The organism is Rhizobium sp. FKL33, assembly GCF_005222915.1.
GTDB lineage: Bacteria > Pseudomonadota > Alphaproteobacteria > Rhizobiales > Rhizobiaceae > Rhizobium_E.
Window position 1 is genome coordinate 104,528 of sequence record NZ_STFX01000021.1, and the last position, 24,154, is coordinate 128,681.

A 24,154-nucleotide genomic window follows, 5' to 3' on the forward strand; every position below is an offset into this window, starting at 1 on the left:
AGCAAGACCGAGGTTTCCCTCCAAGCACTCCGCGCATGTCGGTCGATTTCCGCCACAATGATGGCAGGGCCGGCAATTTGCTATTCGATTCATGGCGCCATGATTGAGGGCCCGAATTCCACAGGCTACCGACAGCCTGATCCTTCATTTCGCCTGTGGACCACAATGTTCAAGATTTCATCGATATCGTCTCGTATCGCCGCGACATTCGCCGCCGCATTGTTCTGCCTCTTCGGCCCTGCATTGACTGGCGGCCAGCAGGTTTGGGCAGGCAGCACTTACTGTTTCCTGTATGTCGAATTGACGTCTGAAAACCTGACCTATGGCGGGACGTTCGCAGCAACCGTAACCGTCAGGCCCAATTCGACGGCGGACTGGTCCGGAAACATCGGATCGGGCACGGTCACGTTCCGTATCGAAGACGGCGCCGATCTGGGAACGACGACGCTGACGCAAGACGGGACCGAGTTCAAGGGATCCTTCAGCTTCAACACGCCGTCGCCGGGCACATATGGTCTTGAAGCCCTCTATAGCGGCGACGATGAACTGATCGACTGTAGCACCATGCAATCGGAAACCTTTCAGGACATCAAGGTCACCAAGGCCACGCCATCGCCGGTCGTGAGCCAGTCGGCAAGCGAAAGCAGCCTCGGTTCAGCCGTAACCTTCACCGTCGAAGCGGCGTCTGTCGGCTCCTCTTTCTCGGCGCCCACCGGAAAAGTGACCTTTTATGCCGACGGCGTCCGACTGGGCTCCGCAAGCGTGACCGATGGAAAAGCGTCGATCTCGACGAGCAAGCTCGCGAAGGGCGACCATACGATCTCGGCGCGGATCGCAAGCGACACCAATTACAAGGCCGCCGACAGCAATGAGATCACCCATTCCGTCATCGATGCAGAATACCAGATCCAGGCGCTGCCGGAGACGGCGCCGAAGGGCAAGATCGGAAGCAGCTATTCGCTGCAATTCCGTGGCGCGGGTGGCGTAGCCCCCTACACCATCTCCAAAACCAGCGGTTCGCTTCCAAAAGGTCTGTCCTTCTCTGCATCTGGCCTGGTTTCCGGAACGCCGCAACAAACCGGTGATTATCCCATCACGGTGAATGTCGTAGACGCAAACGGCGTTGCCGATGACGTCAGCGTGACGATTTCCATCAATGAGGACGTGATCACGGCGCTGCCGGAAACCGCTCCCGCAGGCAAAGTCGGCGAGGCGTATAAGCTGCAGTTTCGCGCCAAAGGCGGCGTCGCGCCCTATAGCTTTAAATTGACCGGGGGACAGCTCCCGAAGGGACTGACTTTTTCATCATCTGGCCTGGTTTCGGGCGAGCCTGAAAAACAGGGCGATTTCCCGATCACCGTCCGCGCGCGCGACGTCAACGGCGTGACGGATGATGTCAGCGTCGTGATCGTCGTCTCGAACGGCAAGATCGTCGTCAATCCGTCGGTCGCGCCGTCGGGCGACCTCGGAACGCCCTATGTGCTGCAATTCTATGGAACCGGCGGCCAGGCGCCCTACAGCTTCGAGCTGGTGGGTGGCGCCTTGCCGAAGGGCCTTTCCATGAACAAGTCAGGCAAAGTCAGCGGCTCGCCGCTTGAGACCGGCAGCTTCCCGATCGAAGTTCGCGGCACGGACAAGAATGGTCTCAGGGACCGCACCAAGGTCACCATCGTCATCGATCGGACATCGAATACCGACGATTTGGCGGGAATTCTGGAAGCGGAGCGGCGCGCGGCGCGCAGGCTTGGTGAAAATCAGATCGACGCGGTGCTGGGACGGCTGTCGGCCCTGCATGGATCGGAATGCATGACGTCGTCCCTGTCCATGAACGTGAACGGCGGCAGCCTGTCCAAATCCAATGCGGATACGGTCTGCGCCGAGGATTATGCGGCCTGGTTCAACGGCAATTACAGCATCGGCGAACGCGATGAGCATGGACGCCAACCCGAACTCGACTATGGGACCGCCGGCTTGACCGCCGGCATCGACCGTCGGCTGAGCGAAGCGCTCATCGTCGGCGCATCGATCGGCATGGGTTTGGATGAAACCGACATCGGCGACATGGGCTCGCGTTCCGAAGGAAAGGCGTTTTCGATTGCCGGCTACGGGTCCTACATGTTCGCCGAACAGTCGTTCCTGGACGCCGTCGTCGGATACAACAAGCTGGACTTCAGCGCGCGCCGTTTTGTTTCTGATGATGTCTACGCCCGCTACGATCGTGACGGCGACCAACTGTTTGCGGCGACCTCGATCAGCACGATTGCGGATATCGGCGCGATCAAGGCGACGCCCTATGGCCGGCTCAAGATCACGGCGACGCATCTCGACCAAACCCAGGAATATGGCGCAGGAGCGGACAACCTCACCTACCAGTCGTCCAGCGACTTCACCTCCACGGCGTCGGTCGGCATGACGCTGGAGAAGACCTATTCCGTCGAATTCGGGTCCATCACGCCCTTTGTAACCTTGGAATATCAACGCGAATTGTCTGGCGATGCGACCCAGGACGCCTATTACACATCGGATGCAGACAGCACTCTTTCCGCAGACCTGGACACCGTTGCGGACAATCTGGCGACCGCCCAGATCGGAGCCAGATTTGCCTTCGGCGATCAGTCCAGCCTGAACCTCTCCTATCGCGGCTCGAGCGATTTTTCGAACAACTGGATGCAATCCGTTTTCGGCCAGCTCAGCGTCAGATTTTGAGAAAATCAGACAGTGATGAACATGAAGAAAAATGGACCACAGGGCGTCGCCGGTGGTCCATTCGGGCCTAACAAAGATACTACGTTGACCCTGGCTTTCGCAGTGAACTCCCATTGACTTGCCGCAAAACCGCAAACTCGAGTTTGAGATCAGCCGCCATGTCTTGCAGCGATCGGCGGGCCGACGATCTCCATGCCGTAACGAGCCGCCATCTCGGGAATTTCGCTGGTCGGCCGACCGTTCATCGCGGGCATGAATTGTTCAAATCCGCCGGGGCTCAACAAGACCACCATTCGCGCAGGCGTCTCCTCGAAATTGCGGAACGCGTGAGGCTTCCCGCGCGGAATGGCGGCGAAACCGCCAGGACCTGTCCTGAAATTTTCACCGTCACAAACGAAATCAACAATCCCTTCGAGAACATAGAGGACCTCATCCGCATCGTGGTGGATATGCAGCGGAGGTCCTGAAAATGGCGAGACGATGATCTCTGTCAGCGAAAACAGCCCGCCGGTATGATGGGTTTCAACCCGCATGGCGATCTGCTCGCCCGGCAAAGGCTGGAACCATTTCCTGTTGTCGGCAGCGCCAAAAAGATGTTGGCTAAGGCCTGAAAATGTCTTGTCCATTCTGTCTGTTGTCCTGTTGCTACCGCAAACCAAATCGTCGCGTTAGTGTTTGCGTTTGGAGCATAGGACTTCGCTGATCTGGCGTCGTGAACGGACCAGACGGAATTAGAACAAAACCGAGGGGCGTTTTCGCGCCTCGCGCATCAAAATCTCCGTCGCCAGCGCGACGGGCTTTCTCCGACGGTTCGCGAAAACTGCCTGGAGAAATGGCTCTGATCGGCGAAGCCGCAGATCTGCGCGATCTCAGCAAGCGATAAGCGCGAAGTCTCAAGAAGCTGCTTGGCCCGGTCCATGCGTCTAGCCTGCAACCAGGCGCTGGGAGCCATCCCGACCGACGCCTTGAAGGCTCGGGTGAAATGATCGGGAGAGAGGCCGCATTCACGCGCGATCGCGCGGATAGAAAAATGCCGTGTCGCGGCATCGTCCAGCATCTCTTTCGCCCGTCTTTCTTGCCAGGCCGCCAAACCGCCCAGTTGCGGATCACGTCGCCGCCAGCCGCCATACCGTTGGACGAAATGTGCGCCAAGCCCGTAGAGGAGATGTTCGTGAAGAAGCTGGTCGGTCTTGTCGCCGCTTGCGGCCAGGGCCTCGACCAGTAGGGGCGCAAGTTGTCGCACAACCGGATCTACGGTCCGCCATGGCTGCGGCGCCCGCATCGGCGCAACTGTGGCGGCGCCTGATTCTTCCAAGATATGCTCTATGGCGCGAAAAGGCACATGAAACATCAAGGTGTCGGCGGGATGGAGAAGCCGCCCACACGCATCGCCCATCCTGAGGTCCACGATATTTAACTCGCCTTGTGGCGCCGCCTCGGGCGTCTGGAGCCGTCCGTCCAGTTTGAATTCGTGTGATGGATGCGTTTGCAGCTGATAGAGAACGACAAAGGCGTCTTCCGCGACCATTTTGGCCACATGCGCTTGTCCCGCCCTGACATCGGGTGAATATCGGGTGACGCTTACAGCGGCCGCGCCGGCCGGAGCCATCAAGATCGGCTGCCTCCCCGGAAATCCCGGGCGTTCGATTTGCGCGGTCAATCGTCTCATCGTCATCAGTCATTCATGTCGCTTTTCCACGACTATACGACGTGAATTTAGGAAACTGAACAGATCAACCAGACGCGGCATCTGGTTTACACCGTCACCCGATCGACGGATCGTCCTTCCGGCTCATCAGGATCTTGTCGATGCGGCGGCCGTCCATGTCGATCACCTCGAAACGATAGCCGAAGGCCTCGAAATGGTCGCCTTCTTCCGGGCTCTTGCGCAGGCCCTGCACCACGAAGCCGGCAATGGTTTCATAGCCGTCTTCGGTCGAGAGATTGTCGAGGCCGAACGTCAGTTGCATTTCGTGGATCGGCGTCCGTCCGTCGATCAGCCAGGAGCCATCCTCGCGTTCGCGCACCAGAATGTCGTCGATATCGTCATAATTCGACGGCAGGATGCCGATGATGGCTTCGAGCAGGTCCGACGAGGTGATGATGCCTTCGGTCGAGCCGTATTCGTCGACGATGATCGCCATATGGATATTGGCCGCCTTGAAGATCTCGAAAGCCTTCAGGCAGGTGGTCATTTCCGGAATGGTCGGAATTTCCTGCACATAGGCCTGCATCTCAAAGGCCTTCGGATTCTGCGCCGCCGCCAGCACGTCCTTGGTGCGGACGGCGCCGATGATGATGCCGTCATTGTCTTCGTCGATGACCGGGTAGCGTGAATGGCCGGAATCCCGCACCAGCGCCACCACATCCTCGAAACTGGCCTTCAGGTCGATGCCGACGATTTCGGTGCGATGCGTCATGATCGACTTCACCGAGCGGTCGGCGAGGCTGATGATCCGGCGCAGCATTTCATGCTCGGATTTTTCGAAGACGCCGCTTTCGGCGCCTTCGGCCAGCACCGCCTGCACCTCGGCTTCCGTGACCTCGTCCGCATCCTTGGCCGCCATGCCCATGACTTTGAGCAGGAACCGGGCCGAGGCTTCGAAGAGATAGACGATCGGCGCGGCGATGCGCGACAGCAGCATCATCGGCCCCGCCACGAAGATCGCAATCGATTCCGCGTGACGGAGCGCGAGCTGCTTGGGGATGAGTTCGCCGATGATCACCGAGAAATAGGTGATCAGAGCCACGACGATGAGGCCGGCGACCAGATGCCCATAGGGCGCGATCGCCGGAATGACATCGAGTTCGGGCCCGAGCTTTTCCGTGATCGACGCGCCGCCATAGGTGCCGGCAAGGATGCCGACAAGCGTGATGCCGACCTGAACCGTGGACAGGAATGTTCCGGAATTCTCTGCGAGACCGAGAGCGCGCGCCGCCCCGGGATGGCCCTGTTTGGCTTTTTGACGGAGCAAAGGCTTGCTGGCGGACACGATCGCCATCTCGGACATGGCGAAAAACGCGTTGATCACGAGAAGGAGAAGAATGATGAGAATTTCAGTCACAAGGGGCGCCAGGGCAATTTCAATTGCGACCCAACCTAAAGGTTCCCCCTGTCATCTTCAAGATGCGGGGGCAAATTCTGCCAAAGGCTTGCCGCTGGTGACCTTGTGGCTGATCCGGTCGCGACCGGTGATGATCACCCGGCGCATCGCTTCGGCGGCGCTGGCGGGATCGCGTGCGGCGATCGCGTCGACGATGAGCTTGTGCGAGGCCGACACTTCCGCGCCGCGTTCGTCGCCCGGCGCAGGCGACGACAATTTGAAGATGCCCACCAGCGCCGCCTCGATCAGGCTGCCGACGGTGCGCATGAAGGGATTTTTCGAGGCTTCCGACACGGCGAGATGGAAGCGCAGGTCGGCAAGCGCCAGCGTTTCGGGAGTCAGCCCCTCAGCGCCCATGTCGCGCGCGAGTTGGTAGAGCGCCTTGATGTCGGCTTCAGTGGCGTTTTCGGCTGCGAGCGCCGCGCCATGCGGCTCGAAGGCCATGCGGATCTCGCTGAGATGCGTGAGGAAGTCGCCATCGACGCCCATCTGGAAATGCCAGGTCAGGACGTCGGAATCGAACAGGTTCCACTGGTTGCGCGGCGTCACCTTGGTGCCGATCCGCGCCCGCGGCACGATCAGCCCTTTCGCGGCCAGCGTCTTCATGGCTTCACGCAGAACCGTGCGCGACACCTTGAAGCGCTGCGCCAGTTCCGGGTCTCCCGGCAGCGTGGCGCCGACCGGATAATCTCCGGCGATGATGGACCGGCCGAGTTCATCCACGACCTGGGCATGGCTGGTTCTCGTTTTCTTGCCGCTCAAGACGGCCTCCAGCACTCCCCTTCGCACGACGAACTCCTCACCCTTTGTTGTCGACCTTCGAGACCAGCAATATGCCTTTTTGCATAAGTATGAAGCCGAATAGCAAGAGCCCGATCACGATTTTCGTCCACCAGCTCGACAGAGTCCCATCGAAAGTGATGTAAGTCTGGATCAAACCCTGGATCAACACGCCGATCAGCGTGCCGGCGACGAAGCCGGCTCCGCCGGTCAACAGCGTGCCGCCGATCACCACCGCCGCAATGGCGTCGAGTTCGACGCCCACGGTGGCGAGCGAATAGCCGGCCGATGTATAGAGTGAGTAGACCACGCCCGAGAGCCCGGCGAGGAAGCCGGACAGCGCATAGATGCCGATCGTGGTCTGCGCCACCGGCGCGCCCATCAGCCGCGCGGTGTTCACGCCGCCGCCGAGCGCATAGACATTGGCGCCGAAGCGGGTCTTGTGGGCGATCACAATGCCGGCGATGAACACCAGCAGCATCAGCCCGCCGATCACCGTGAAGCGGCCGCCGCCGGGCATTTTCCAGTAGAAGCTCTTCAGCGCCTTGTAGAACGGATGCTCGATCGGAATGGAATCGATGGTGAGCACGAAGGACATGCCGCGCGCGAGAAACATGCCCGCCAGCGTGACGATGAAGGGCGGCATCTCCAGATAATGAATGATCGACCCCATCGCCGCGCCGAAGGCGGTGCTGACACCGAGCGCAATGGCGAACACCAGGAGTGGATGCAAGCTGGTGTTCTTGAGCAGAACGGCGATCAACACCCCTGTGAAAGCGATGACCGAGCCGATCGACAGGTCTATGCCGCCCGACAGGATTACGAAGGTCATGCCCACGGCGGCGATGCCGAGAAAGGCGTTGTCGGTGAACAGGTTGCCGATCACCCGCGTCGACAGGATGTTCGGGAATTGCAGCGCGCAGATCGCATAGGCGGCCAGGAAAATCAGCGTTGTCGCGGCCAGCGGCAGATATTTCGCTCTCATCGCCCGCTCCCGGATTTGCGAGCATTGAAGAGCGCGACGACGTCGGACAGCCGCGGCGATTGAACGATCAGGATGATCACGATCAGGCCAGCCTTGATGATGAGATTGTATTCCGGGGGAAAGCCCGAGGTGAGAATGCCGGTGTTGATCGCCTGGATGATCATGGCGCCCAGCAGCGACCCCAGGATGGAGAAGCGGCCGCCGAGCAGCGAATTGCCGCCCACCACCACCGCAAGGATGGCGTCTAGCTCCAGCCACAGACCGGCATTGTTGGCGTCGGCGCCCTTGATGTCGGCGGCGACGATGAGGCCGGCGATCGCAGCGCAGAGACCGGACAGCGTATAGACGAGCACGATCAGCGCCGTCGTCTTGACGCCGGAAAGCCGGCTGGCGCGCAGATTGACGCCGATCGCCTCGATCAGCAGGCCGAGCGCCGTGCGCCGGGCCAGCAGCGCCACCGCCGCGCCGAACAGGACCCAGATCACCACCGGCATCGGCAGGCCGAAGGCGGAGCCGCTGCCGATGAAGATCAGGCCGGGTTCGTTGAAGGTCAGGATCGCGCCCTCGGTGATCAGCTGCGCCACGCCGCGTCCGGCGACCATCAGCACCAGTGTGGCGATGATCGGCTGGATGTTCAGCACCGACACGAGAACGCCGTTCCACACGCCACACACCAGTCCGACGCTGAGCGCCAGAGCAAGCGTGACGACGAGCGGATAACCGCTGGTGACCGCGGCGGCCGCGACAGCGCCGCAGATGGCCACCACCGCGCCGACCGAGAGATCGATGCCCTTGGTGGCGATCACGAGAGTCATCCCGACCGCGACCAGCGCCACCGGCGCGCCGCGATTGAGCACGTCGATGATGCTGCCATAGAGGCGGCCGTTCTGGAACGTCACGTTGAAGAAGTCGGGAAACAGGATCACGTTGAGCAGGAGCACGATGCCGAGCGTGATGATCTGGGGAAGAATGCGGCGGATCATGACGCAAGACCCTTCTCGTTATGCGCGCCGGCGATGGCGTCGACAATGCCGCTTGCGGTCATCTGATCGCCGGTCAGTTCGGCGACATGTTCGTGATCGCGCAGCACGCGGATGCGCTGGCTATAGGCGATGAGTTCGTCGATCTCGGAGGAAATGACGGCGAGCGCCATGCCCTTCTCGCAGAGATCGCGGATCAGCTTGATGATTTCGGCATGCGCGCCGACATCGATGCCGCGTGTCGGCTCGTCGAGGATCAGCAGTTGCGGATTGGTCGCCAGCCAGCGGGCGAGGATTGCCTTCTGCTGATTGCCGCCCGACAACAGCTTGATCGGCTTTTCGCGGCCGTCGGTGCGGATGTCGAGCGCCTGAATGTAGTGATCGGCGAGCGCGTTCTGCTCGGAGCGTGACAGGGGCTTGGCCCAGCCGCGCCGCGCCTGCAGCGCCAGCACAATGTTTTCGCGCACCGAGAGATCGCCGATGATGCCGTCGGTCTTGCGGTCCTCCGGGCAGAAGCCGAAACCATGGGCGATCGCGTCTTCGGGCGATGCGATCGCGGCGGTCTTGCCGTCGATGTCCACCTCACCCTGGTCGGCGCGGCGCACGCCGAACATCACCTCGGCGGTTTCCGTGCGACCCGAGCCCAGCAGGCCCGCGAGCCCGACCACTTCTCCGCGGCCGATATCGAGATCGAAGGGCTTGATGTCGCCGCGGCGTCCGAGCCCCTTGAAGCGGAACCGCGCTTCCGCGTCCGGTTTGCGCTCCGGCGCATGATGGCTGGTCTCTTCGGTCAGTTCGCGGCCGAGCATCATCGACACGAGATCCTTGCGCGGCAAGTCCGCCAGGCGTCGCGCGCCGACAAGCCTGCCGTTGCGCAGCACCGTCACCCGGTCGCTCAGCGCATAGACCTGTTCGAGGAAATGGGTGATGAAGACGATGCCCAAACCCTTGCGGCGGAGACCGTCGACAATGCGGAACAGCACCTCGACCTCCTGCGCGTCAAGACTGGCGGTCGGCTCATCGAGGATCAGCACCTTGCCGGAAAGATCGACGGCGCGGGCGATGGCGACGATCTGCTGCACAGCGACAGAAAAGCTCGACAGCGGCTGGCGCACGTCGATATCCAGACCGTAATCGGCAAGCAGCGCGCGGGAGCGCTCGTTCATCGCGCGGCTGTCGACCAGACCGAAACGGCGCGGCTGCCGGTTGAGAAACATATTCTCGGCCACCGTCAGGTTCGGCAGGAGATTGACCTCCTGATAGACCGTGCCGATGCCAAGCGTCTGGGCCTCGAATGTGTCGCGGGGATCGATGGGCGCGCCGTCGAGAAGGATGTCGCCCGCGTCGCGTCGATAGGCGCCGGTCAGGCATTTCACGAGGGTGGATTTTCCGGCGCCGTTTTCGCCGAGCAGCGCCATGACTTCGCCTCCCATCAGGGAGAAATCAACGGCGTCCAGCGCCTTGGCGCCGAGGAATGTCTTGGTCACGCCGCGCGCCGAAAGCAGCGGCTTCATCTCTGCAGTCATGCGATATGCTCCGGCCGGCGACGCCATCCGTCAAGAGAAGACGAATGGCGGGCGTGCTCGATTGAGACCGCGCCGCCGGAAGGGAACCCGGCGGCGCGGCGGCAGATCAATAGCCGAGGTCTTTCTTGGATTCGTAGACCTTCTGCGGATCGTCGGCCTGGGTGTAGAGCTTGGATTCCGTCTGGATCCACTTCGGCGGCTCTTTCTTGTCCTTGAGATAGGCGTCGAGAGCGTCGAAGGCGGGGCCGGCCATGTTCGGGGTCAGTTCGACCGTGGCGTTGGCTTCGCCGGCGGCCATGGCCTTGAAGATATCCGGAACCGCATCGATCGAAACCACGAGGATGTCTGTGCCCGGCTTCAGGCCGGCTTCCTTGATCGCTTCGATGGCGCCGACGGCCATGTCGTCATTGTGGGCGTAGAGCGCGCAGATGTTCTTGCCGCCGTTTTCAGCCTTCAGGAAGCTTTCCATGACTTCCTTGCCCTTGGTGCGGGTGAAGTCGCCGGTCTGGCTGCGGATGATCTTCAGGTTGTCATGGCCGGCGATCGCCTGCTCGAAGCCCTTCTTGCGGTCGATGGCGGGCGACGAACCGGTCGTGCCCTGCAGTTCGACGATGTTGCAGGGCTTGTCCTTGGCGGTGTCGGCCAGCCACTTGCCGGCGACCGAGCCTTCATGGACGAGGTCCGAGGTGACGGCGGTCAGGTAAAGGCTCTTGTCGCTGTCGACGGTGCGGTCGAGCAGGATCACCGGAATATTGGCGTCCTTGGCTTCCGACAGCACGTCGTCCCAGCCCGTTGCGACCACCGGAGCCACGAAGATCGCATCGACGCCCTGGGCGATGAAGGAGCGGATCGCCTTGATCTGGTTTTCCTGCTTCTGCTGCGCATCGGCGAATTTCAGATCGACGCCGCGCTTCTCGGCTTCCTGCTTGGTCACCGTGGTTTCGGCGGCGCGCCAACCGGATTCAGACCCGATCTGCGAGAACCCCACCGTCAGGGCCATAGCCTGACCTGCGGCGAAAAACGAGACAGCAAGAGCCGTGGCGCTCGCAAGCGCTTTGAACTTATTCATGATTTCCTCCCAAATGATGGCTGCTCCACCAGCCGCGATCAAAAAATCATACAATAATATTTTTGTAAAGCAGCAGTTATCCCTAATTCACGCTGCAAGTCACAGATGTATAAAAACGCTCAGCTTTTTTTGCTTTCGCGACCGCGCCGCTCCGCCTGTCGCCGCCATTTTAACGCTTGCCACGCCGCCCGACGCATGAGTAAAAGCCTAGACCTTCGTCCGGCCATAGTACGGACGCGCCTTCTATGAGGCGACAAGAATAACAATTTGGGACGCCCGATGCTCGAACTTCTGCGTAAAGCCGCGAAAACCTGGGTCGCAAAGGCCCTGCTTATCCTTCTCGTCGCCTCGTTCGGCATCTGGGGCGTCCACAGCTCGATGTTCTCAGGCGCCAATGACGCCGTCGTGACCGTCGGCGACCAAAAGGTGTCCAATTCGGAGTTCCAGTTCGTCTTCAACGGCGTCTATAGCCAGATGCAGCGGAGCATTCCCGGCCTGACGCTGGAACAGGCGAAGCTGTTCGGTCTCGAAAGCACGGTGTTCGGCCAGCTCGCTTCGGCTGCGGCGCTCGACCAGCTCGCCTCCGACATGAAGCTCGGAATGTCCGAAACGCGGCTGCTGCAGCTCATTCAGGAAGAGCCCGCCTTCAAGGATCCTTCCGGCGCCTTCAGCCGGCAGCTGATGGAGCGTCGCCTGTACGACGCCCGCATCCGCACCGAGGATTACATCAAGAACAAGGAGCGCGAGGCCGTGCGCGTGCAGATCGCCGACGCGGTCTCCAACGGCTTCACCCCTCCGGCGACGCTGACCAAGGCGCTCGAGGATTTCAGCAACGAACGCCGCACGATCGATTACCTGATCCTCACCAACGCCAATATCGATCCCATCGGCGCGCCGACGGATGCGGCGCTGGCCAAGTGGTTCGAAGACAACAAGGGCAAGTATCGCGCGCCTGAATACCGCAAGATCACCTATGTGAAGCTCGAGCCGTCCGACATCGCCGACGCGACCGCCGTCACCGACGAAGACGTGAAAGCCGATTACGACAAGCATATCGACGCCTATCGCACGGCTGAGACGCGCACCGTCGAACAGCTGACCTTCGCCAGCAAGGCCGAGGCTGACGCCGCCGCCGCCAAGCTGGCCGCCGGGACCACCTTCGACCAGCTGGTCGCCGAACAGGGCAAGACCGCGACCGACGTGCTGCTCGGCGACTTCACCAAAGACAAGCTTCCGACCCCCGCAATGGCCGATGCGGCGTTCGCCGTGAAGACCGAAGGCGGCGTGACGCCGGTCACCGACGGCCTTCTGGGCCCCGTCATCCTGCGCGTCACCAATATCAAGCCCGAAGTCGTCAAGCCGCTCGACGCGGTGAAGGACGACATCCGCAAGCAGCTCGCTCTGGTGCGCGCCAATGACGAGATCCAGGGCGTGCACGACCGCTTCGAGGACACCCGCGCTTCCGGCGCGTCCCTCGCCGAATCCGCCAGCCAGTTGCAGCTGAAGTCTGTGACGATCGACGCCGTCGACGCCACCGGCCGCGATCCTTCCGAAAAGGAAGTCGCCAACCTGCCGGAACAGGCCAGGCTGCTGACCGAGGCCTTCAAGACCGACGAAGGCGTCGAACCCCTGCCGCTCGATCTCGCCAATGGCGGCTATGTCTGGTTCGAGGTCAACGGCGTCACGCCGGACCGCGACCGCAAGCTGGAGGAAGTCCGCGCCAAGGTGGTGGCCGACTGGACCCGCGAACAGCAGCAGCTCGCGCTCGCCAAGAAGGCCGAAGAAATTTCCAAGCAGGTGCGCGACGGCGCCAAGATCGCCGATGTCGCCGCGACGCTGAAGATCGCCGTCGAATCGAAGGCGGACATCAAGCGCGGCATGGATGACGCCGTGCTCGGCGCCGCCGCGATCAATGCCGCCTTCGGAGGTCCCGAAGGCTTTGTGACGGCGGCGGCCGGCGCGGATGGCCAGAGCCAGATCGTGCTCAAGGTCACCGACGTGCAGAACACCCCGCCGACCGACGCGCTCGAAAACAATTCCGAGCAGATCAAGCAGGCCGCAGCGCGCGCCGGCGACGATTTCCTCGACCAGCTGGTCAGCGAATTGCAGGCGGAATATGGCGTTTCGGTCAACCGCACGCTCGCAAACCAGTTGATGGTCCGCTAACTCCGGGGGGAACAGCCATGGCCGACCTGAAGCCCTATCTCGCCAAGGTGGCGGCCGGTCAGCCGCTTGCCGCGGACGACGCCCGGGCCGCCTTCGACATCATCATGTCGGGCGGCGCGACGCCCAGCCAGATCGGCGCCTTTCTGATGGGCCTGCGGGTGCGCGGCGAAACCGTGGAGGAAATCCAGGGCGCCGTCAGCACCATGCGCGACAAGATGCTGACGGTGGAAGCGCCCGACAACGCCATCGACATCGTCGGCACCGGCGGCGACGGCGCGCATACCTACAACATCTCGACGCTGGCCTCGATCATCACCGCAGGCGCAGGCGTGCCTGTGGCCAAGCACGGCAATCGCGCCCAGAGCTCGAAATCCGGCACGGCGGATGCGTTGTCGGCGCTCGGCGTCAAGCTCGACATCACGCCCGACGTGACGGCGCGCTGCATCGCCGAAGCCGGCATCGGCTTCATGTTCGCCCAGCAGCATCATTCGGCCATGCGCTTCGTGGGGCCCACCCGCGTGGAGCTCGGCACGCGCACCATCTTCAACCTGCTCGGACCGCTCTCCAATCCCGCCGGCGTCAAGCGTCAGCTGCTCGGCGTCTATGCGCCGCAATGGCTGCGCCCGGTCGCCGAAGCCCTCAGGGGCCTCGGCTCGACCGATGTCTGGGTGGTGCATGGCGACGGCCTCGACGAGATCACGCTGACCGGTGAAACCCAGGTCGTGGCGCTGCAGAATGGCGAGATCCGTGAATTCACGCTGACGCCTTCCGATTTCGGCATGCAGCCGATCACGCTCGACGAGATCCGCGGCGGCGACGGCGAACATAACGCCGGCGCGCTCAGGGCGATTCTCGATGGCGCGACCAATGCCTATCGCAATATTTCCGTCGCCAACGCCGCCGCCGCGCTCGTGGTCGCCGGCAAGGCGAAGGATATTGCCGAGGGCGTGACCGTTGCCGAACATTCGTTGTCCTCGGGCTCCGCCCGGGCCGCGCTTGACCGGCTGATCGCCGTTTCCAATTCGTGAGGCTGACATGGCCGATATCCTGAAAAAGATCGAACTCTACAAGCGCCAGGAAATCAAAGCCGCCATGGCCTCGGTGTCGCTCGCCGATCTCAAGGCGAAGATTGCCGGTGTCGACGCCCCTCGCGGCTTTCTCGCCGCGCTTGAGAAGAAGCGCGACGCCGGCCTTTTCGGTCTGATCGCCGAAATCAAGAAGGCCAGCCCGTCCAAGGGCCTGATCCGCGCCGATTTCGATCCGCCGGCGCTGGCCAAGGCCTATGAGCAGGGCGGCGCCGCCTGCCTGTCGGTGCTGACCGACGGGCCAAGCTTTCAGGGCGCGCCGGAATTTTTGACCGCCGCCCGCGCGGCCTGCGCCCTGCCCGCTTTGCGCAAGGATTTTCTCTTCGTTCCCTATCAGGTCTATGAAGCGCGCGCCTGGGGCGCCGATTGCATCCTGATCATCATGGCCTCGCTGACCGACGACGAAGCCGAAGCGCTCGAAGACACTGCTTTTGAACTCGGCATGGACGTGCTGATCGAAGTGCATGACGAAGCCGAGACAGAGCGGGCTCTGCGCCTGAAGTCGCGGATGATCGGCGTCAACAACCGCAATCTCCGTAGTTTCGAGGTCGACCTCGCCACCTCCGAGCGGCTTGCAGGCATGGTTCCGAGCGATCGTCTGCTGGTCGGCGAAAGCGGCATCTTCACGCTGGCGGATTGCGACCGGCTCAAGGCCTCGGGCATCTCGACCTTCCTGGTCGGCGAAAGCCTGATGCGAAAGGCCGATGTGACCGCCGCCACCCGCGAACTCCTCGGCCTCGCCTCGCCTTCGGAAGCCGCCTGAGATGAGCGAGAGCCTCACTCATATCGGCGCGTCCGGCGAGGCTCACATGGTCGATGTCGGCGACAAGACCGAGACGGTCCGTATTGCGGTGGCCGAAGGAGCGGTGCGCATGCGCGCCGACACGCTCACACTCATTCTCTCCGGCGACGCCAAGAAAGGCGACGTGCTGGGCACGGCCCGGCTCGCTGGCATCATGGCGGCAAAGAAGACCTCGGACCTCATTCCGCTCTGCCATCCGCTGATGATCAGCAAGGTGACGGTCGACATCACGCCGGACGCCGACCTGCCCGGCCTTCGCGTCGAAGCCATGGTCAAGCTGACCGGCAAGACAGGCGTGGAGATGGAAGCGTTGACCGCCGTTTCGGTCGCCTGCCTCACCATCTACGACATGGCCAAAGCCGCCGACAAAGCGATGGAGATCATCGACATCAGGCTGAAGAGCAAGTCCGGCGGCAAATCCGGCGATTTCGTCAGGGACGCGGGTTGAGATGGCCGGGCCGCTGATCCCGGTCGAAGAGGCGCAAGCCCGCCTACTGGCCGCAGCCCGCCCGATCGAGACGCGTGAGACGCTGCCGATCTGGGACGCCGATCAGCGCGTGCTGGCCGACCCCGTGGTTTCGCGCATCACCCAGCCCCCCTTCGACGCCTCCGCCATGGATGGCTACGCCTTCAGGCGCGGCGACGTCACGCAAATCGGCGACGCCCTCTCCGTCACAGGCGAATCGGCGGCAGGCCGCTCCTTTGCAGGCGAGGTCGGGGCCGGACAGGCGGTGCGCATCTTCACCGGCGCGCCCGTGCCGAAAGGCGCCGACACCGTGCTGTTGCAGGAAGACGCGGTGCGCCGGGAAGGCGACAGGATCGAACTCGCCTTCCTGCCGGATCTCGGCCGTCATATCCGCCCGCGCGGGCAGGATTTCGTCGAAGGCGAAGTCGTGCTTGCGGAGGGTCTGTTGCTCGACCCGGGCCGGCTGATGCTGGCCGCGGCCTCGAACCACGCCGCAATCACAGTCTACAAGCGTCCGCTTGTCGGCCTCATCGCCACCGGCGACGAATTGCGCGAGCCCGGCAGCGAACTCGGCCCGGACCAGATCGTTGCGTCGAGCGTTTTCGCCATCGCGGCGCTGGCGCGCCGGGCCGGCGCGGATGTCGAAAATTTCGGCATCGTCGCCGACGATCCCAAGGCGATCGCCGACGCGGTCGACCGCGCCAAGGCCAGGGGCGTGGACGTCATCGTCACCCTGGGCGGCGCCTCGGTCGGCGATCATGATCTCGTCCAGTCGACGCTGATCGGTCTCGGCATGCGGCTCGATTTCTGGCGCATCGCCATGCGGCCGGGCAAGCCGCTGATGGTCGGCGCGCTCGGCGACATCCAGGTGCTCGGCTTGCCGGGCAATCCGGTGTCCAGCATGGTTTGCGGCCTATTGTTCCTGGAGCCGCTTGTTGCAACGCTGGCGCGGCGCGCCCCGCCCGACCGACGGACCGCCGCGATCACCGAAACCGATCTCGCAGCCAACGACCACCGGCAGGATTATTTGCGCGCAAGGCTGCATCATAATGACGACGGCCGGCTGGTCGTTCGCTCCTACGGCAAGCAGGATTCGTCGCAGATGAAGATCTTCGCCAATTCCGAGGCGCTGATCATCCGTCCGCCGAACGCTCCGGCGGTCAAGGCCGGCGAGACCTGCGAGATTCTCGTCCTGCGGGCCGGCGATTAAGCTCTATTCCACGAACTTGTCCTGCCGCCAGTCATAGGCGCGGTGCCGCTGCCACGGGCGGCTGATCGAGGTGAAGGACGACGTTTCCTCGAACGTCGCCCCCTTCACGGAAATCTCCAGCGTTCCCGTTCGGCGCAGGCTCGCCAGCGTCACCAGTCGCGCCCCGGAGCGGCATTCGTCGAAACCCAGCCTCACCGGCGCCACGACGATCTCGAACTCATCACAGGCCGGCCCGGCGAATGCCGCCCTCGCGATGACCACCACCCTGATGGCGTCCGTTACGCGACCGGCGCAGAAACCGTTCTTTTCACACAGGAACCGGCTCGACGGCAGCGACGCCTTCATTATGCGCATTCGTTCCCTCACCGCGTCGAGATCGGCGGGCGGCGCATCCCTGCCCGGACGCGGCAGATCGAGGGAGGCGGACATATCAGGCTTGTCGATCCTGTCGCGCCGGAGAGCCCGCCGCCATTGATCGACGATAAAGGCCTCCGGCTTTTGCTCATTGACCGCGATTCCCTCCCCGGTCGTCAGCCCGAGCAGTCGACCGCTTTCGTGAATGATCAGGCGCGGCGGTGATGGTCCCGGCGTAACGGCGAGAGCCGCTGCCGCCATCAGACAAAGACCGAGGCCGGCGAGCCGCAGCCGGCTGCGGCACAGCGCCAGAATCAGCAGGCCCGTGGCGACGCTCACGAAGAACCAGCCCGGCAGCCGTCCGGTCACCCAATCTCCGCCGAGCGAGGCCGTCCAATGCGCCACTCCGATCACCCAGCCGAGCCCCCAGCCCATGATTTCGAGCGGCAGCCAGTCGAGACCGAACGGCATCAGCAGCAGCGCGATCAATCCGCAGGGCATGACGATGAAGGAGATGATCGGCATGGCCAGGAGATTGGCGAGCAGCCCCCAGGCGGCCAGCCGGTGAAAATGTTCGGCGGAGAATAACGCCGTCGAAAACCCGCCGATCAGCGATGTGACGAAGACGGCCATGAAGAAGCGCCATATCGGCGCCATCGGTCGCAGCAGCGGCATGACCTCGACCAGCGACGGACCGCTGTCGCGCCGCAGCCAGGCCGAATAGCCGGCGACCAGCGCAATGGTCGCCGCATAGGACATCTGAAAGCCCGGCCCCAGCACGGCGGATGGCGTTGCAGCCAGGATGATCATCGCCGACAGCGCCACATTGCGCAGGCTGATGGCGCGCCGTCCCGAGATGGCGGCGATCAGCATGATCGCCATCATCACATAGGCGCGCTCTGCAGAGACAGCAAAACCGGAGATCAGGTAGTAGCCGGTCACGGTGACGAGCGCGCCCACGGCTGCGATGCGCTTGACCGGCCAGCTATGCGCAATCCGCTGCGACAGGCTGAGCGCCATCCGCAAGCCGACGAAGAACAGGCCGGCGGCGAGCGCCATATTGAGACCCGAAATCGCCACGATATGGGCGAGCCCGGACAGTCGCAGCGCCTCGGTCGTTTCCTTGGAGATCGCCCGCCGGTCGTCGGTCACCATCGATGCGGCGAAGGCGCCGACATCGCCCGGCAATATGGAGCGGATTCTCGCGCTGATCGCCAGCCGCAGCGGTTCGATCCAGCCGACCGCGCGACGCAAAAGGTTCGCTTCGTCAGCGGACGACGGCGCGTCCCACGGTTCGGGCGCGCCATAGAAATAGCCCTGCGCGCCGAGGTCGGAAAAATAGGCGTCGAAGGCGAAGTCGTTGAGGCCGCGCAGCGCCGGCCCCGAGGGCGGCGTCAGGCGCGCCCTGCCCTCGATTCCCTCGCCCAGATCGATCGCCTCGCCGCTCCCTCCCGTCACCGTCACGATATCGGGCGGCCGCTTCAGCCGGGGACGCTCGGTTTCCTCCACCCGGATCCTGTAGCGCCAACGGCCGCGTCCATCCGTTTCGCGCGTTTCCACCCGTCCGCGGATCGTCGTGGTGACCGGACCATCGAGAAGCAGCGTTCCGGCCCGCCGGCTTTCCCAGTCGGCGGCCATGGCGCCGGCGGTGGCAAGAAAGGCCGCCGCCGCAAGCGCACGTTCCCCGGGCCTCTCCCGGCTCAGCAGAAACGCCGGCACTCCGGAGAGGAAAAGCAGGATCAGCAGCGCGGTGAGCGATGGCGTCGCATCGGCGGCGAACCACAGCGCAGCGCCCGCGCCAAACATGACCGGCGCCCAGAGGAACACATGGCCGAATTCCGCCTCGACGCGTAAGCCGGCGCGGAATTCTGCGCCGATCCTGCCGATCGGAAGGCTGAGACCGGGCGGCGGCGCAGGCCTTTCCGGCGCCAATTCTCCCTGCTGCGACAGCGCGCGCGGCAAGAGTTGCGAGTCGAGATCGGCGTCGTCGAAGACGATCCGTCGCGCCGCCTGTCTTTCCGCCTCGCCTGCTTCCGCCATTTCGCCGGCCCCCGGCGAAGATTGCAACTGATGTTTGCAAAATTCAACGTTAAAACGTCGCGGCCCCGATTTGATCAGAGTTGAACGAAGTGCAAACCGATTTAATCCATTCTCATAAAAATTTTCTTTGATTTCCGGGTTTTGCAGTGCCAAAACCTCAACTGCATCGCAGCAATACCTCTTTGGTATGGTTGGCTTTGTTCAAGAAATCAGATAGCAAAAGCGCGCACTGAAATTGTGGCGGCTTTGTGGCTGCATCCCTATCCTGAACGGAGGATATTATGGCTGATAAGAAAGCGGTTATTTCGCTCGACGGCAAACAGGTTGAGCTCAACGTCCGATCGGGATCGATCGGGCCTGACGTCGTCGACATCGCGCCGCTCTACAAAGCTGCCAACGCCTTCACCTATGACCCGGGCTTCACTTCGACGGCGTCCTGCGAATCCAAGATCACCTATATCGACGGCGACGAAGGCGTTCTGCTGCATCGCGGCTACCCGATCGATCAGCTGGCCGAACAGGGCGACTTCCTCGAAGTCTGCTACCTCCTGCTGTACGGCGACCTGCCGACGGCGGCCCAGAAGAAGGATTTCGACAACCGCGTCACGCGCCACACCATGGTGCATGAGCAGATGAGCCGCTTCTTCACCGGCTACCGTCGCGACGCGCACCCGATGGCGGTGATGTGCGGCACGGTCGGCGCGCTCTCGGCCTTCTATCACGACTCGACCGACATCACCGATCCGCATCAGCGCATGGTCGCTTCGCTGCGTATGATCGCCAAGATGCCGACGATCGCCGCCATGGCCTATAAGTATCATATCGGCCAGCCCTTCGTGTATCCGAAGAACGATCTCGATTACGCCGCCAACTTCCTGCACATGTGCTTCGCGGTCCCCTGCGAAGAGTACAAGGTGAACCCGGTTCTGGCCCGCGCCATGGATCGCATCTTCATCCTGCACGCCGACCATGAGCAGAACGCCTCGACCTCGACCGTGCGCCTCGCCGGTTCGTCGGGCGCCAACCCCTTCGCCTGCATCGCCGCCGGCATCGCCTGCCTCTGGGGCCCCGCTCATGGCGGCGCCAACGAAGCGGCCCTCAACATGCTGGCCGAAATCGGCTCGGTCGAGCGCATTCCGCAATATGTCGCCAAGGCCAAGGACAAGAACGATCCGTTCCGCCTGATGGGCTTCGGTCACCGCGTCTACAAGAACTACGACCCGCGCGCCAAGATCATGCAGAAGACCTGCCATGAAGTGCTCGGCGAACTCGGCGTAAAGGATGATCCGCTGCTCGAAGTGGCGATGGAGCTCGAGCGCATCGCGCTGTCGGATGAATATTTCATCGAAAAGAAGCTCTACCCGAACATCGACTTCTATTCGGGCATCACGCTGAAGGCGATGGGCTTCCCCACCGAAATGTTCACCGTGCTGTTCGCGCTCGCCCGCACCGTCGGCTGGGTCGCCCAGTGGAACGAAATGATCGAGGATCCGCAGCAGCGCATCGGTCGTCCGCGCCAGCTCTATGTCGGCGCTCCGCTGCGCGACTACGTGCCGCTCTCCAAGCGCTGAGCCGCAGCGATCGCAAATGCATCGAGCCGGGTCCTTCGGGGCCCGGCTTTTTCATGTCGTGGCGTTGGGAACGGACAAACAAAAAGCCCGCGCCAGCCAGATCGGCGGCGCGGGCTTTGTAATTCAAATGCGGTTGGCGGCGATCAGAGATCGACGTCGAGGATCGCCATGGAGAAGTTATAGGACAGGTCGCCGTCCTCATCGTCCTTGTAGATGACGCCCAGGAATTCGTCGCCAATATAGACTTCGGCCGAATCGTCCTTGCGCGGACGCGCCTTGACCGTGATCGCCGGGTTCAGCGTCTTCTTGAGATAGGCGTCGAGTTTCTTGAGTTCTTCGGCTTTCAAAGCTCTTACTCCATATTCGCGATCGGGTTGCGGCGCTTGTGCCACGCCATGGCGTGCGCCGCAAGCGAGAGCGCGACCTAGTTCACCTGTTTATTCGAAGCTCGTCAGCAAATGGTCCATCGAGCGCGAAGGTTCCGAACATCCAGCCTCGCCGATCACGCGCGCCGGAACCCCGGCGACCGTTGTCTTCGGCGGAACAGGCTTCAGAACCACAGAGCCGGCGGCGATGCGCGAGCATTTGCCGATCTGGATGTTGCCGAGCACTTTCGCGCCCGCGCCGATCAGCACGCCGTCCGACACTTTCGGATGACGGTCGCCGCTTTCCTTGCCGGTGCCCCCGAGCGTGACGCCCTGCAGGATGGAGACATTGTCGCCGATCACGGCGGTCTCGCCGACAACGAGCCCGGTTGCGTGATCGAGGAAGAAGCCCTTGCCGATGCGGGCAGCGGGGTTGATGTCCGTCTGGAACACGCTGGACGACCGGCTCTGCAGATAAAGCGCGAAATCCTTGCGGCCGTTCTTCAACAGCCAATGCGCCAGCCGATGCGTCTGGATGGCGTGGAAGCCCTTGAAGTAGAGCACCGGCTCGAGAAACCGCGTGCAGACGGGATCGCGGTCGTAATAGGCCTGGATGTCGACGCGGATGATTGCCGACCATTCCGGCCAGTCCGTGAGCATTTCCTCGAAGGCCGCCCGCAGCAGAACCGAGGGGATATCGGCGTGATCCAAACGCTCGCTGATGCGATAGATCACGGAATCCTCGAGCGTCTTGTGATTGATGATTGTCGAGTAGAGGAAGGTGCCGAGAACCGGGTCCCGCTCAGCCGCCTGCCGCGCTTCCTGGCGAAGTTCGTCCCAAATCGGGTCCATGCTCTTGACCGATTCATTGACGCGGATTTCGGATGTGGCGGCCATTTACGGCTCTCCTTGAGCTTCCTCGGGACCGGCAATATAGGTCATGTCGCGATCTATTTAAATGGGGTGGCGGTGGGAATGAAATTGGAGTTTGCAGAGGGTAAAATTCGCCTGTTTATCGACGCGGAGATCGCGCGTCTGAGCATCTCCCAGCCGGCGCGACTCAATGCGCTCAACCTCGCTATGTGGGCGTCTCTGCCGGACGCCGTCGCGGCCGCGGTCGATAATGGCGCGCGCGTCATTCTGCTGGCCGGAGACGGCGCGCACTTCTCCGCCGGCGCGGATATCTCGGAATTCGCCGACGTCAGAAAGGACGCCGAAAGCGCGCGCCGCTACGAAGCCGTCAATGTCTCAGCCTTCGCGGCGATCCGGCAGTCGGCCGTTCCCGTCATTGCCTTGATTGCGGGCGCCTGTCACGGCGGTGGATTTGGCCTGGCGGCCGCCTGCGATCTCCGCCTCGCAACGGAGGACGCGCGCTTCTCGGTGCCGCCTGCCCGGCTCGGTCTCGCTTATCCCGCCTCGGCCATGCGGGACATCGCCCTGGCGCTCGGCCAGCAGCAGGCGCGGCAGATGCTGTTCACCGGCGAAACCCGGACAGCGCCCGACATGCTGGCCGCGGGCTTCATATCTGCCGTGCACCCGGACCTGAAGGCTCTGGATCACGCCGGAGCCGCGCTCGCCCGCCGGATTGCGGGCAATGCGCCGCTGTCGATCCGCGCCGCCAAGCTAGCGCTGCGGGCGGCGGCGGAAGACGATGCGGATCTCGAGCGGGACGCGGACGCCTTGGGCGCCGCGACATTCGAAAGCGAGGATTACGCCGAAGGTCGGCGCGCCTTCACCGAGAAGCGTCGGCCCGTTTTCACCGGTCGGTGACGCGGCGCGTCAGCGGTCGAGATCTTGGTAAAAGTCGAGCGCCGCCTGCTTGAACACCCGGTCGCCGACCGCCAACATGTGATCGCGTCCGGGAATGTCGATCGCCCGTCCGTCCGATAGCAGCGAAGCGAGCTTGTGCGGATCGCCGGCGATGTCGTCCTTTGTGCCCACCGCGATCAGCACCGGCTGGAGAATACGGGCCACTTCGGCTTCCGTCACCAGAACGCGATTCGAGGAAATGCAGGCGGCGAGCGCCACGCGGTCGCTGCCGGTCTTGTCGGCGAAGGCGCGGAACATCCGTCCGCGTTCATGGGTGACGTCATCCAGCGACGGCGCGAGCAGAGCGTCCGCGATCGGGTCCCAGTCGCCGACGCCTTGAACGAGACCATAGCCGAGGCCTCCCCAGACCAGCGAACGCACCCGTTCGGGATGATGCAGCGCCAGAAAGCTCGAAATCCTCGCGCCCATCGAATAGCCCATCACATCGGCTGTCCGAATGCCGAGATGATCGAGCAGAGCCGCCGAATCGTCCGCCATCAGCGCCGGATGATAGGCGGCGGGATCATGCGGCTTGCCGCTTTCGCCATGGCCGCGATTGTCGATCGCGATCACCCGCCGGCCCGCTTTCAGCAGCGTCTGCACCCAGCCGGGATGCACCCAGTTGACCAGAGCCGACGACGCGAAGCCGTGGATCAGCAGCACCGGGGCGGCGTCGCGCGGCCCGACGTCGAAATAGGCGAAGTCCAGATCGGAATGACGAAAACGGGAAAACTCGGGAATGGTCTGATGCATGGCGGGATCGGTCTCGGCTCGAATTTTATGCCCATGGAGGCGGGTTGCGACGTTTTCACCCTACACATTTGCCGTCCGAGAGATTATGTTGCGGCACGAAATAAATTGCCTTCGGAGACATGCATGGCTGGGCACAGCATTCCGCACTTCCAGAATGACGGCGGATACAAGACGATCAATATCGGGGTCAAGGAATTCATGTGCACCGGCGCGTCGGCGCCGTACGACCACCCGCATATCTTCATCGACATGGGCGACGAGAACGAGAAGATCTGTTCTTATTGCTCGACGCTGTATCGCTACGACCCCTCGCTCAAGGCCAACCAGTCCAATCCGGCCGGTTGCGTCTATATCGAGCGCGCTGCGTAACGCTTTGTCGCGCC

The 24,154-nt window shown here is 62.7% G+C and carries 21 protein-coding genes; 9 read left to right on the forward strand and 12 right to left on the reverse strand.

The features are described from left to right. Positions 1-165 precede the first annotated feature (165 nt). Entirely contained in the window at positions 166-2,706 is a 2,541-nt protein-coding gene (locus tag E8Q41_RS13690; protein WP_170976479.1) for an autotransporter domain-containing protein, read from the forward strand. Positions 2,707-2,855: 149 nt separating this feature from the next. Here E8Q41_RS13690 and E8Q41_RS13695 read toward each other — a convergent pair whose 3' ends face one another. The 8 genes from E8Q41_RS13695 to ytfQ form a co-directional block, all read right to left on the reverse strand. Further along, positions 2,856-3,332 (reverse strand): cupin domain-containing protein, encoded by a 477-nt coding sequence (locus tag E8Q41_RS13695; protein WP_137156108.1) that lies wholly within the window; start codon positions 3,330-3,332, stop codon positions 2,856-2,858. Between the two features lie 143 nt (positions 3,333-3,475). Next, the gene (locus E8Q41_RS13700; protein WP_137156109.1) at positions 3,476-4,381 is read right to left on the reverse strand and encodes an AraC family transcriptional regulator; all 906 of its coding nucleotides are present in this window, start codon (positions 4,379-4,381) and stop codon (positions 3,476-3,478) included. An 88-nt stretch (positions 4,382-4,469) separates the two neighbouring features. Further along, positions 4,470-5,771 (reverse strand): hemolysin family protein, encoded by a 1,302-nt coding sequence (locus E8Q41_RS13705; protein ID WP_137156110.1) that lies wholly within the window; start codon positions 5,769-5,771, stop codon positions 4,470-4,472. A gap of 57 nt (positions 5,772-5,828) precedes the next feature. Beyond that, entirely contained in the window at positions 5,829-6,599 is a 771-nt protein-coding gene (locus tag E8Q41_RS13710) for a FadR/GntR family transcriptional regulator (RefSeq protein ID WP_137156111.1), read from the reverse strand. Between the two features lie 10 nt (positions 6,600-6,609). Next, the gene (gene yjfF / locus E8Q41_RS13715) at positions 6,610-7,575 is read right to left on the reverse strand and encodes a galactofuranose ABC transporter, permease protein YjfF (protein ID WP_137156112.1); all 966 of its coding nucleotides are present in this window, start codon (positions 7,573-7,575) and stop codon (positions 6,610-6,612) included. Next, a complete protein-coding gene (locus E8Q41_RS13720) occupies positions 7,572-8,558 on the reverse strand; it encodes an ABC transporter permease (protein WP_137156113.1) in 987 nt (328 codons plus the stop codon). Before E8Q41_RS13720 ends, yjfF begins: the two co-directional genes overlap by 4 nt. After that, positions 8,555-10,081, reverse strand: a complete 1,527-nt coding sequence (ytfR, locus tag E8Q41_RS13725; protein WP_137156114.1) for a galactofuranose ABC transporter, ATP-binding protein YtfR — start codon at positions 10,079-10,081, stop codon at positions 8,555-8,557. Before ytfR ends, E8Q41_RS13720 begins: the two co-directional genes overlap by 4 nt. Positions 10,082-10,187: 106 nt before the next feature. Then, positions 10,188-11,150 carry a galactofuranose ABC transporter, galactofuranose-binding protein YtfQ gene (gene ytfQ / locus E8Q41_RS13730; RefSeq protein WP_137156115.1) on the reverse strand — a complete coding sequence of 321 codons (963 nt, stop codon included), beginning with the start codon at positions 11,148-11,150 and terminating at the stop codon, positions 10,188-10,190. A gap of 279 nt (positions 11,151-11,429) precedes the next feature. Here ytfQ and E8Q41_RS13735 point away from each other — a divergent pair, with 279 nt between their 5' ends. Genes E8Q41_RS13735 through glp form a run of 5 tightly spaced genes read left to right on the forward strand, consistent with a single transcriptional unit; the run spans position 11,430 to position 16,879 of the window. Beyond that, positions 11,430-13,316, forward strand: a complete 1,887-nt coding sequence (locus tag E8Q41_RS13735) for a peptidylprolyl isomerase (RefSeq protein WP_137156116.1) — start codon at positions 11,430-11,432, stop codon at positions 13,314-13,316. Between the two features lie 17 nt (positions 13,317-13,333). Continuing rightward, on the forward strand, positions 13,334-14,344 hold the full coding sequence (trpD, locus tag E8Q41_RS13740) for an anthranilate phosphoribosyltransferase (RefSeq protein WP_137156117.1): 1,011 nt from the start codon (positions 13,334-13,336) through the stop codon (positions 14,342-14,344). Positions 14,345-14,351: 7 nt separating this feature from the next. Then, positions 14,352-15,164: an indole-3-glycerol phosphate synthase TrpC gene (gene trpC / locus E8Q41_RS13745; protein WP_137156118.1), complete on the forward strand. Its 813-nt coding sequence runs from the start codon at positions 14,352-14,354 to the stop codon at positions 15,162-15,164. 1 nt (position 15,165) lies between these two features. Continuing rightward, entirely contained in the window at positions 15,166-15,651 is a 486-nt protein-coding gene (gene moaC / locus E8Q41_RS13750) for a cyclic pyranopterin monophosphate synthase MoaC (RefSeq protein WP_137156119.1), read from the forward strand. Between the two features lies 1 nt (position 15,652). Beyond that, on the forward strand, positions 15,653-16,879 hold the full coding sequence (gene glp, locus E8Q41_RS13755; RefSeq protein WP_137156120.1) for a gephyrin-like molybdotransferase Glp: 1,227 nt from the start codon (positions 15,653-15,655) through the stop codon (positions 16,877-16,879). A gap of 3 nt (positions 16,880-16,882) precedes the next feature. Here the strand turns inward: glp and E8Q41_RS13760 are convergent, their stop codons facing one another. Continuing rightward, a complete protein-coding gene (locus tag E8Q41_RS13760) occupies positions 16,883-19,273 on the reverse strand; it encodes a ComEC/Rec2 family competence protein (RefSeq protein WP_246660183.1) in 2,391 nt (796 codons plus the stop codon). 281 nt (positions 19,274-19,554) lie between these two features. On the opposite strand from E8Q41_RS13760, the gene gltA reads away from it, so the two are divergent. Beyond that, positions 19,555-20,844: a citrate synthase gene (gene gltA, locus E8Q41_RS13765; RefSeq protein ID WP_137156121.1), complete on the forward strand. Its 1,290-nt coding sequence runs from the start codon at positions 19,555-19,557 to the stop codon at positions 20,842-20,844. A 143-nt stretch (positions 20,845-20,987) separates the two neighbouring features. On the opposite strand, the gene E8Q41_RS13770 is transcribed toward gltA, so the two are convergent. Both E8Q41_RS13770 and cysE read right to left on the reverse strand, forming a co-directional pair. Continuing rightward, complete coding sequence (locus E8Q41_RS13770; RefSeq protein ID WP_137156122.1) at positions 20,988-21,191, reverse strand: DUF3126 family protein; 204 nt, start codon at positions 21,189-21,191, stop codon at positions 20,988-20,990. Positions 21,192-21,281: 90 nt separating this feature from the next. Then, positions 21,282-22,106, reverse strand: coding sequence for a serine O-acetyltransferase (gene cysE / locus E8Q41_RS13775; protein ID WP_137156123.1), 825 nt, complete (start codon positions 22,104-22,106; stop codon positions 21,282-21,284). Between the two features lie 78 nt (positions 22,107-22,184). On the opposite strand from cysE, the gene E8Q41_RS13780 reads away from it, so the two are divergent. Continuing rightward, a complete protein-coding gene (locus E8Q41_RS13780) occupies positions 22,185-22,979 on the forward strand; it encodes an enoyl-CoA hydratase-related protein (RefSeq protein WP_137156124.1) in 795 nt (264 codons plus the stop codon). 9 nt (positions 22,980-22,988) lie between these two features. Here the strand turns inward: E8Q41_RS13780 and E8Q41_RS13785 are convergent, their stop codons facing one another. Beyond that, positions 22,989-23,771 carry an alpha/beta hydrolase gene (locus E8Q41_RS13785; RefSeq protein WP_137156125.1) on the reverse strand — a complete coding sequence of 261 codons (783 nt, stop codon included), beginning with the start codon at positions 23,769-23,771 and terminating at the stop codon, positions 22,989-22,991. A 123-nt stretch (positions 23,772-23,894) separates the two neighbouring features. Between E8Q41_RS13785 and E8Q41_RS13790 the strand changes: the two genes are divergently transcribed. Beyond that, positions 23,895-24,140, forward strand: a complete 246-nt coding sequence (locus E8Q41_RS13790) for a zinc-finger domain-containing protein (RefSeq protein WP_137156126.1) — start codon at positions 23,895-23,897, stop codon at positions 24,138-24,140. Positions 24,141-24,154: the final 14 nt, after the last annotated feature.

Coding starts and splice junctions, on each gene's coding strand:
- E8Q41_RS13780 (WP_137156124.1), top strand. CDS start 22,185: ATGAAATTGGAGTTTGCAGAGGGTAAAATTCGCCTGTTTATCGACGCG.
- moaC (WP_137156119.1), top strand. CDS start 15,166: ATGAGCGAGAGCCTCACTCATATCGGCGCGTCCGGCGAGGCTCACATG.
- trpD (WP_137156117.1), top strand. CDS start 13,334: ATGGCCGACCTGAAGCCCTATCTCGCCAAGGTGGCGGCCGGTCAGCCG.
- yjfF (WP_137156112.1), bottom strand. CDS start 7,575: ATGAGAGCGAAATATCTGCCGCTGGCCGCGACAACGCTGATTTTCCTG.
- ytfR (WP_137156114.1), bottom strand. CDS start 10,081: ATGACTGCAGAGATGAAGCCGCTGCTTTCGGCGCGCGGCGTGACCAAG.
- E8Q41_RS13690 (WP_170976479.1), top strand. CDS start 166: ATGTTCAAGATTTCATCGATATCGTCTCGTATCGCCGCGACATTCGCC.
- E8Q41_RS13785 (WP_137156125.1), bottom strand. CDS start 23,771: ATGCATCAGACCATTCCCGAGTTTTCCCGTTTTCGTCATTCCGATCTG.
- E8Q41_RS13735 (WP_137156116.1), top strand. CDS start 11,430: ATGCTCGAACTTCTGCGTAAAGCCGCGAAAACCTGGGTCGCAAAGGCC.
- E8Q41_RS13760 (WP_246660183.1), bottom strand. CDS start 19,273: ATGGCGGAAGCAGGCGAGGCGGAAAGACAGGCGGCGCGACGGATCGTC.
- E8Q41_RS13700 (WP_137156109.1), bottom strand. CDS start 4,381: ATGACGATGAGACGATTGACCGCGCAAATCGAACGCCCGGGATTTCCG.
- E8Q41_RS13695 (WP_137156108.1), bottom strand. CDS start 3,332: ATGGACAAGACATTTTCAGGCCTTAGCCAACATCTTTTTGGCGCTGCC.
- gltA (WP_137156121.1), top strand. CDS start 19,555: ATGGCTGATAAGAAAGCGGTTATTTCGCTCGACGGCAAACAGGTTGAG.
- trpC (WP_137156118.1), top strand. CDS start 14,352: ATGGCCGATATCCTGAAAAAGATCGAACTCTACAAGCGCCAGGAAATC.
- glp (WP_137156120.1), top strand. CDS start 15,653: ATGGCCGGGCCGCTGATCCCGGTCGAAGAGGCGCAAGCCCGCCTACTG.
- E8Q41_RS13720 (WP_137156113.1), bottom strand. CDS start 8,558: ATGATCCGCCGCATTCTTCCCCAGATCATCACGCTCGGCATCGTGCTC.
- E8Q41_RS13790 (WP_137156126.1), top strand. CDS start 23,895: ATGGCTGGGCACAGCATTCCGCACTTCCAGAATGACGGCGGATACAAG.
- cysE (WP_137156123.1), bottom strand. CDS start 22,106: ATGGCCGCCACATCCGAAATCCGCGTCAATGAATCGGTCAAGAGCATG.
- ytfQ (WP_137156115.1), bottom strand. CDS start 11,150: ATGAATAAGTTCAAAGCGCTTGCGAGCGCCACGGCTCTTGCTGTCTCG.